At 73.9% G+C, this 8,673-nt stretch carries 8 protein-coding genes; 5 read left to right on the top strand and 3 right to left on the bottom strand.

The features are described 5' to 3' along the window. Positions 1-982 (bottom strand): serine/threonine-protein kinase (locus BJP40_RS05680; protein ID WP_143065888.1); only part of this gene is annotated, 982 nt, incomplete at its 3' end. Between the two features lie 530 nt (positions 983-1,512). On the opposite strand from BJP40_RS05680, the gene BJP40_RS34830 reads away from it, so the two are divergent. From BJP40_RS34830 to BJP40_RS05665, 3 genes are all read left to right on the top strand, one after another. Then, positions 1,513-2,082: an NTP transferase domain-containing protein gene (locus tag BJP40_RS34830; RefSeq protein ID WP_071279125.1), complete on the top strand. Its 570-nt coding sequence runs from the start codon at positions 1,513-1,515 to the stop codon at positions 2,080-2,082. Between the two features lie 247 nt (positions 2,083-2,329). Then, positions 2,330-3,952, top strand: coding sequence for a malate synthase A (gene aceB, locus BJP40_RS05670; RefSeq protein ID WP_071279123.1), 1,623 nt, complete (start codon positions 2,330-2,332; stop codon positions 3,950-3,952). Positions 3,953-4,145: 193 nt separating this feature from the next. Then, positions 4,146-4,847, top strand: coding sequence for a YoaK family protein (locus tag BJP40_RS05665; protein WP_071268873.1), 702 nt, complete (start codon positions 4,146-4,148; stop codon positions 4,845-4,847). A gap of 51 nt (positions 4,848-4,898) precedes the next feature. On the opposite strand, the gene BJP40_RS05660 is transcribed toward BJP40_RS05665, so the two are convergent. Beyond that, positions 4,899-5,975, bottom strand: a complete 1,077-nt coding sequence (locus BJP40_RS05660; RefSeq protein ID WP_175499920.1) for a hypothetical protein — start codon at positions 5,973-5,975, stop codon at positions 4,899-4,901. Between the two features lie 303 nt (positions 5,976-6,278). Here BJP40_RS05660 and BJP40_RS05655 point away from each other — a divergent pair, with 303 nt between their 5' ends. Then, positions 6,279-6,827: a hypothetical protein gene (locus BJP40_RS05655; RefSeq protein ID WP_071268877.1), complete on the top strand. Its 549-nt coding sequence runs from the start codon at positions 6,279-6,281 to the stop codon at positions 6,825-6,827. 120 nt (positions 6,828-6,947) lie between these two features. Beyond that, positions 6,948-7,136, top strand: a complete 189-nt coding sequence (locus BJP40_RS05650) for a hypothetical protein (protein ID WP_071268875.1) — start codon at positions 6,948-6,950, stop codon at positions 7,134-7,136. Between the two features lie 97 nt (positions 7,137-7,233). Here BJP40_RS05650 and BJP40_RS05645 read toward each other — a convergent pair whose 3' ends face one another. Continuing rightward, positions 7,234-8,556 carry a nucleobase:cation symporter-2 family protein gene (locus tag BJP40_RS05645; protein ID WP_079169274.1) on the bottom strand — a complete coding sequence of 441 codons (1,323 nt, stop codon included), beginning with the start codon at positions 8,554-8,556 and terminating at the stop codon, positions 7,234-7,236. Positions 8,557-8,673 lie beyond the last annotated feature (117 nt).

Below are 8,673 nucleotides of genomic sequence, written 5' to 3'. Positions count from 1 at the left end.
GGGCGGGGGGTGCCGCGCCCGCCGGGAGCCCGGCGGGGGGCGGCGGTGTCGTGGAGGCGGCGGGTGCGGGCGCTGCCGCGCGGGTGGTGATGTCCGCGGCGACGGCGCCGGGCAGCCACTCCTCGGGCCGCCGGAGGGCGGTCAGGTCGCTCGCGCCCTGACACAGGGTCAGCACCTCGGCGACCGAGGGCCGGTCCTCCGGCGCCTTGGCGAGGCAGCGGGTCACCAGTTCCCGCAGCTGCTCGGGCAGTCCGTCGAGCCGGGGTTCCTCGTGGACGATCCGGTACAGCACGCCGTGTGACGTACCCTCGCCGAACGCGGGGCTCGCCATCGCGGCGAACACGGCCACCTGTCCCAGCGCGAAGACGTCCGTCGCGGCGGTGACCGTGCTGCCCGCGGCCTGTTCGGGTGCCATGAAGGACGGCGTGCCGATGGTGACGCCGCTGCTGGTGAGGGAGGTGGCGTCAGCGGCGCGGGCGATGCCGAAGTCGATGACGCGGGGCCCGTCCGACGCGAGCAGCACGTTGCCGGGCTTGAGGTCGCGGTGGACGATGCCGGCCCCGTGGATGACCTGGAGGGCCTCGGCGATGCCGGCGACCAGCAGGAGGACGGTGTCGACGGGCAGCGGCCCGTGCTTGTGGACGGCCTCGGCGAGCGACGGGCCCGGTACGTAGGCGGTGGCGAGCCACGGCTCGCGGGCGTCGGTGTCCGCGTCGATGACCGGGGCGGTGTAGAGGCCCTGGACGCGCTGGGCGGCCTGGACCTCGCGGGCGAAGCGGCGCCGGAACTCGGCGTCCTGCGCGAAGTCCGGCCGGATCACCTTGATGGCGACCGGGCGGCCGCCGGGGGTGTAGGACAGATACACCTTGCCCATGCCGCCGGCACCGAGCCTGGCGGCCAGCCGGTAGCCGGCGACGGAACGCGGGTCATCCTCCTCCAGCGGCTGGAAGACGGTTCCCCCATGGTGTGGTCCACCACTCATCAATCCATGTCTCCTGAAGATGACTTGACGCGTACGAGGCGTACGCCGACGGCACGTCGGTGCCGGACCCGCACCCTATCCAAGGGCGGCGGTCGCGCTCCATGCGCGTACGTGTGCGGTATGCACTTCCCATGAACCAACCGCGAACAGCCGGCACGGCGACGACGCCCGGACCGGGGGCCGCTCTCGGCCCCGGCGGCACACCCGGCACTTCTGCCGTACCTCCCCCCACCGGCTGCTCCACCGCAGGCGCGCACGACGCACGGTGGGCGCCCGTCCCCTCCGTCCGGGGCGACACGCAGGAGCCGCCCGCCCCTTCCGGCACGGAGGTGCCCGGCGGGACGTCCGTCTCCTCTGTCGCGGGGGACACACGTGAGACGCCCGGCCCTTCCGGGTCGGGCACGCGCTCCGGCGCCTGTGCCCGGCCCGCCGGCGCGGCGGGGCCCTGCGCGGACGCCGCCGCCCGCGCGGCCGCCGCGCCGGGGACCGACGCCTCGGCCACAGCGGGGGGAGCCCCGCTGATCGCAGGTCTGCTCCTGGCGGCCGGCGGCGGGCGGCGGTTGGGCGGCCGCCCGAAGGCGCTGCTGGAACACCGCGGCCGACCGCTGGTGGAGCACGCGGTGGCGGCGTTGCGGGAGGCGGGCTGCGGGGTGGTGCACGTGGTGCTGGGCGCCGCGGCGGACACCGTACAGGAACAGGCCGCGCTGCACGGTTGCGTGCTCGTGGAGAACCCGGACTGGGAGCAGGGCATGGGTTCGTCGCTGCGGGCGGGACTGGAGTCCTTGGCGGGCACCGGCGCAGGCGCGGCGCTGGTGGCGCTGGTGGACCAGCCCGGCATCGGTGCGGCGGCGATGGCGCGGGTGGCGGCGGCGTACCGGGGCCCGGGCTCGCTGGCAGCGGCCTCGTACGCCGGGGAGCGGGGCCACCCGGTGCTGCTCGGGTCGGACCGGTGGGCGGAGGTGGCGGCGGGCGCACGCGGGGACCGGGGGGCGCGCGTGTACCTGCGGGCGCACGAGCAGGAGATCGTCCAGGTGCCGTGCGCCGACGTGGCCCGGCCGTACGACATCGACACGGAAGCGGACCTGGGGCTGCTGGAGTGAGGGCGGGAGCATGGGGCGAGGAGCGCGGCACGGGGAGCCACGTTGTGTCGAATCGAAGAATCTCGACATCAACAAACCATTGAACTTCCACCATAAGGAAACTACTATCCACTGATCAGAAGCATCCGGTCGTCCCGGACGCCCCTCGCCGCGTTCCGGGCCCGTGCGGCACTCCGTGCCGTTCCGGTAGGTCCGGAGGCCGAAGGCACGCACGCCACCGCAAGCCCGCTGAAGGAAGTGACCGCTCATGTCCGCACCAGCGCCGTCTCCGCTGGCCATCGTCGAAGCCGAGCCCCTGCCCCGGCAGGAGGAGGTCCTCACCGACGCCGCCCTGGCCTTCGTGGCGGAGCTGCACCGGCGGTTCACGCCCCGGCGTGACGAACTGCTGGCACGCCGCGCCGAGCGCCGCGCCGAGATCGCCCGCACCTGCACGCTCGACTTCCTCCCGGAGACGGCGGGCATCCGTGAGGACGACAGCTGGCGGGTCGCCCCGGCGCCGCCCGCACTGGACGACCGCCGCGTGGAGATCACCGGCCCCACCGACCGCAAGATGACCATCAACGCCCTGAACTCGGGCGCGAAGGTCTGGCTCGCCGACTTCGAGGACGCCTCCGCCCCCACCTGGCAGAACGTGGTCCTCGGCCAGCTCAACCTCATCGACGCGTACGAGCGCCGGATCGACTTCACCGACGACCGCAGCGGCAAGACGTACGCCCTCAAGCCCGCCGCCGAGCTGGCCACCGTCGTGATGCGCCCCCGCGGCTGGCACCTGGAGGAACGCCACCTGACCTTCGACGGCCGCCCCGTCCCCGGCGCGCTCGTCGACTTCGGCCTCTACTTCTTCCACAACGCCAAGCGCCTCCTGGACCTCGGCAAGGGCCCGTACTTCTACCTCCCGAAGACGGAGTCGCACCTGGAGGCCCGCCTCTGGAACGACGTCTTCGTCTTCGCCCAGGACTACGCCGGCATCCCGCAGGGCACCGTGCGCGCCACCGTCCTCATCGAGACGATCACCGCGGCGTACGAGATGGAGGAGATCCTCTACGAGCTCCGCGACCACGCGTCGGGGCTGAACGCGGGCCGCTGGGACTACCTCTTCTCCATCGTGAAGAACTTCCGCGACGGCGGCGCGAAGTTCGTCCTGCCCGACCGCAACGCGGTCACGATGACGGCGCCGTTCATGCGCGCGTACACCGAACCCCTCGCCCGCACCTGCCACAAGCGCGGTGCGCACGCCGTCGGCGGCATGGCCGCGTTCATCCCGTCCCGCAAGGACGCCGAGGTCAACAAGGTCGCCTTCGAGAAGGTCAAGGCCGACAAGGACCGCGAGGCCGCCGACGGCTTCGACGGCTCCTGGGTGGCGCACCCCGACCTGGTGCCGATCGCGATGGCGTCCTTCGACGCGGTCCTGGGCGACAAGCCGAACCAGAAGGACTGCCTGCGCGAGGACGTGTCGGTGACCGCGGGCGACCTGATCGCCATCGACTCCCTCGCGGCGAAGCCGACGTACGACGGCCTGGTCAACGCCGTCCAGGTCGGGATCCGCTACATCGAGGCGTGGCTGCGCGGCCTCGGCGCGGTCGCCATCTTCAACCTCATGGAGGACGCGGCCACGGCGGAGATCTCCCGCTCCCAGATCTGGCAGTGGATCAACGCGGGCGTCGTCTTCGACAACGGCGAACGGGCCACGCCGGACCTGGCCCGCGAAGTCGCCGCCCGCGAGCTCGCCGCGATCCGCGCCGAGCTCGGCGACGACGCGTTCGCGGCCGGCAGGTGGCAGGAGGCCCACGACCTGCTGCTGAAGGTGGCCCTGGACGAGGACTACGAGGACTTCCTCACGCTCCCGGCGTACGAGCAGCTGGTCGGCTGACCGCACAGCGGCCGACCGGCTCCCCGCCGCAGCCCCCGCCCCCTGTCGCAGTGCCGCGGCAGGGGGCGGCTCCGTACCGGCATGCCGTGCGGCCGGGCCGGAGCTGTAATGGACAGCAGGGCCCGCGCCCCTCAAGCAGGCGTGCAGGGCACCGAGCGCCGCCGGCCGCGGTCCGGGACAGAAGGGTGTGCCGATGTCCGTACCCGACCGCTCCGACCCGCTGCCGAAGGTGCTGGTCGGGGTCACCGCGGTCACCGGGATCGTCGACGCGGTGGCCTTCCTCGGCCTCGGTCAGGTGTTCACGGCCTTCATGACGGGCAACATCCTCTTCCTCGGCTTCGCCCTCGCCGGGGGCCGGGCACCGGCGCCCCTGGGGTCGCTGACGGCGCTCGCCTCGTTCATGGCCGGCGCCGTCGCCGGCAACCGGCTGGGCGCGGCCCTGGCGGCACGGCGCCGGCGGTGGCTCCTCACGTCGGCGGGCACCGCCTCGATCCTGCTCGCGGCCGCCGCGCTGACCGCGCTCGGCCTGCCGGCCGTCCTGGACGACCCGACACCGCGCCACTACGCCGTGCTCGCCCTGACCGCGCTGGCGATGGGGGTGCGCAGCGCGACCATGTGGCGGCTCGGCGGCGTCCTGAACACCACCCTGGTCACCGGCACCCTCGTCACGTGGATCAGGCACTCGGCCCTGGGAGGCGGAGCCGGCGCCCCGGGCCAGCGCTACCGGGCGGCGGGGCTGGCCGCCGTCCTCGTCGGGGCGGTCGCGGGCACGCTGCTGCTGCGGGCCGGCATGACCGCCGCCCTGCTGGTCGCCGCCGCGGGCGTCATGGGCGGCATGGGCGGCTACGCGGCCCGTCCCGCGTCCCGGGACACGCCCCGCGCACCGGACGGGTGAGGACAGCCGGGTGGCCGGAGCCCGGGAGCCGGGGTCGGAGGGGAGGCAGGCTCAGAGGCGGGTGAGGCGCAGGAGGAAGACGCGCCAACGGGTCTCCACGGCCCCCGGGTCGGCGGCGACACGGGTGCGCATCCCTGACGCGAACGCCTCGCCCAGGGCGTGCACCGCCAGGGGACCGCGGCCGGGGTCGAGGGCACTGAACAGCGACGGCTGGAAGGCGGCCTGGAAGAACCCGGTCACCTGCCCCGCGAAGTCCCGCACGTCGCCCGTGTCCCTGAGTTCTGCGAGGAGGAGGTCGGGCAGGGCCACGAGCTCGTGCTCCTCGACCCGGAAGTCCCCGGCCGACGGTCCCGAGCGCAGGGGAGCGAGGAACTCCGCCGCGGTCCTGTTCCAGGTGGGGATCGTCATCCTCGTGTACTCGGAGGGTGTGACCAGTCCCTCCCGCACCATGCCGTCGAGTACGGCGTCCGCGGCGGCCATCAGTCCCTCCGCCCCGCTCGACCCGTCGTCGTCGGCCGCGCCGCCGAGCACGACGAGTTGGCCGCCGGACCGCAGTTCCCGGGCCCGGTGGGTCAGGAACGCCTCCCAGTCGGCCCGGGAGCGCTCCTCCAGCGCACGGCGCACGTCTCCCGTGGCCTGGGCGCTGTAGATGTGGTCCGGAACGGGCCGGGGCACGCCGGAGAGCCAGTGCACGGCGATGGCGCTCCAGGCCAGGTGCAGTTCTCCGGGCGGGAACAGCGGCTCGTAGAAGGAGCGCGCCTCGGCCAGGGCGAAGACCTGCGGTTCGTGCGCGTAGGAACCGGGCGTGTGGAGGACGGTCGCGAACATGGCGTCGAAGTCGTTCGCGGGGATGTCGGTGTGCACGACCGTCACGGGTGTGTCCCGGCCGGCGCGTCGGCGGACCGACTCCACCACGACGCGCATCGGGTCGAGGGAGTTCGCCCCGGTCGCCGCGCCCAGGTCCGCCACCCGCAGCGGCTCGCCGCCCACGGGGAGGGGAAGCGCGGCCAGGGCCCGGCGCAGCAGGGGCAACCCGTGGTCGCCGGCGCGCTGCTGGACCTGTGAGTGGCGGCCGTAGCCGCGGCCCATGACACCTGCGGCACCGGGTGGTGTGGGGGACCCGCTCATGGACACACCTCGCTCACGGCGGTCGTCTGCCCCTCCGACCACGATAGCCGCGGCCGGTGGGTGCGCCACCGGCCGCGGACCGCGGCGCCGGCGGTGCGGCCCCGGCCGCCTCGCCGGTCCGCACGGCGGGGTGAGCGGCGGGCCCCGCCGTGCCACGGCTGCACGCGCCACCTGTCCACCCGCAGCTTCGGTGCGGGGGAGTCGCCGGACGGCGGTCATGCGGGGGTCCGCGTCCGGGGCGGCTGTCAGTGGCGTGCGCTTCACTGGATTCGTCACTCTCGGTAGCGAGATCAGGGGGCTGTGGTGACGGATCGTGCGGTGTACGTGTCGCTGGAGGGACTGCGGCGGCGTGGGTGGAGCGACAGGATGGTGCGGGAGCTGCTGGGCGGGCCGGACGTGCGGGGCTGGGGTGTGCGGCAGGTGTCGCGGGCGCCCGTGCTGCTGTACCAGCTGACCCGGGTGGAAGCCGTGGAACGGGCGAGGACGTCGGTGGCTCCCCGGCTGATGACCCAGCGACGGCGGCAGGCGGTCCTGGCGACGCTGCGCGTCGAGCCGATCCGGGTGCCGATGCTGCCGCGGGCGGAGCTGGAGCGGCGGGCGGTGCTCTACCGGCGGCAGGTGACCGCAGGGGCGGAGCAGGATGTCGGCGGGCTCGTGCGCTGGCAGGTGGGGTACCTGAGGCAGGCCCTGCGGTCGTACGACGCGCTGCTGGACGGGCTCGGCACGGCCACCGGGCGGGCGGAGGCGGAGCGGCTGCTGCGGCACCGGGTGTACCGGGCCATCGCCCAGGCGTACCCGTGGCTGGCGGAGGAGTGCGCCAGGCGGCTCCGGGACCCGGGCGGCCGGCGGTGAGCCGGACACGGGCGTCCGGGACGGGGGGACGGCCGGTGCCTCCGTCGGCCGTCGCGCACGGTGGCCGACGACTGCCCTTCCCCCCTCCCGTCACATCACCGGCGGGAGGCGGAGCGGGCGGTGCCGGTGCCCGTGCTGCGGTTCGTGCTGCTGTACGCGGCGAAGGCCCGGCAGCCGCTGCGGGCGGTCGCGAAGCGGACCATGCCGAAGGAGGTGCTGCCGTCCCGGCGGCACACCCACCACGCCCTGGACGACGCCGTGGAGCAGGCGGAGCTGTTCAGCAACCTCATGGCGTGGCCCGGGGTGTGAAGACCACTCCCCGGGCCGGCGCGGTGCGCCACGGTGAGCCGTGAGCCCCGCCGACGCACGCGGACGGGTGGACGGTGCGCCCCGGGACCCGCGTGCTTCAGTGCGCGGGGGCGGTGGGTTCCATAGGTGAGGTGACCTCGGCGGCCTCGCGGCCGCGGGCGCCGCCGAGGTGGTTGAAGACGAGGTTGAGCAGGACGGCGGCGACGCAGCCGGTGGAGATGCCGGAGTCGAGGATGATCTTCGCGGTCTCCGGGAAGGCGTGGTAGAACTCCGGCGCCGTGATGGGGATGATGCCGACGGCGAGGGAGACGGCGACGATCAGGACGTTGTTGTCCCTGTCGAGGCCGGCCTTGACGAGCGTCTGGATGCCGCTGGCGGCGACCGACCCGAAGAGGACGACGCCGGCGCCGCCCAGCACGGGCCGGGGGACGACCGCGATGAGCGCGGCCGCGACCGGGCAGAGGCCCATCAGGACCAGTAGTCCGCCGCCCGCCGCCACCACGAAGCGGCTGCGGATCCGGGTCATGGCGACGAGGCCGACGTTCTGGGCGAAGGCGCTGCACATGAAGCCGTTGAAGAGGGGGCTGAGGGCGGAGCCCAGCGTGTCGGCGCGCAGACCGGCGGCGATGGTCTTCTCGTCGGCGGGCTTCTCGACGATCTCGCCGAGGGCGAGCATGTCGGCGGTCGACTCCGTCATCGAGACGACCATGACCACGCACATGGAGATGATCGCGGCCGCGGCGAACTGCGGTGCGCCGAAGTGGAACGGGGCCGGGAAGCCCACGAGGGGCGCCTCGGTCACGGCGGTGAAGTCGGTGGCGCCGAAGGGGATCGCCAGGAGGGTGCCGAGGACCAGGCCGATGAGGACCGCGATCTGCTTCACGAAGCCGCGGGTGAAGCGGCGCAGCAGGAGGACGATCAGCAGGGTGGCCGCGGCGAGGGCGAGGTAGGTGGTGGAGCCGTAGTCGTCGGCCGCGGGGTTCGGGCCCTGGGCCCAGCCGAAGGCGACCGGGAGCAGCGAGACCCCGATGAGGGTGATGACGGTGCCGGTGACGACGGGCGGGAAGAACCGGACCAGGCGGCTGAACCAGGGCGCCGCGACGAAGCCGAGCAGGCCCGCGACGATGATGGCGCCGAAGATGACGGGGAGGGCGTCGGCCTTGTCCTCCGTCGTGTCCACGATGGCCAGCATGGGGGCCACGCCGGCGAACGTGACACCGTTGACGAAGGGCAGCCGGGCGCCGATCTTCCAGATGCCGAGCGTCTGGAGGAAGGTGGCGAGGCCGGCGGTGAAGAGGCTGGCGCCGGTGAGGAAGGTGAGTTCGGCGGCGGAGAGCCCGACGGCCGCTCCGACGATCAGGGGCGGCGCCACCACTCCCGCGTACATGGCGGCCACGTGCTGCAGGCCGCTGGTGAGCATCTTCAGGGGCGGCAGCTTCTCGTCGACCGGGTGTCTGCGGTCGGTGGCGGGTGGTATGCCTGCATCAGTGTCGGACCTTGGCGTGGCGGCCACGGCGGTTCCTCCGGTCGGTTATAC

Source organism: Streptomyces sp. CC53, assembly GCF_001865245.1.
Lineage (GTDB): Bacteria > Actinomycetota > Actinomycetes > Streptomycetales > Streptomycetaceae > Streptomyces.
This window is presented reverse-complemented; position numbering and strand designations above follow the sequence as displayed.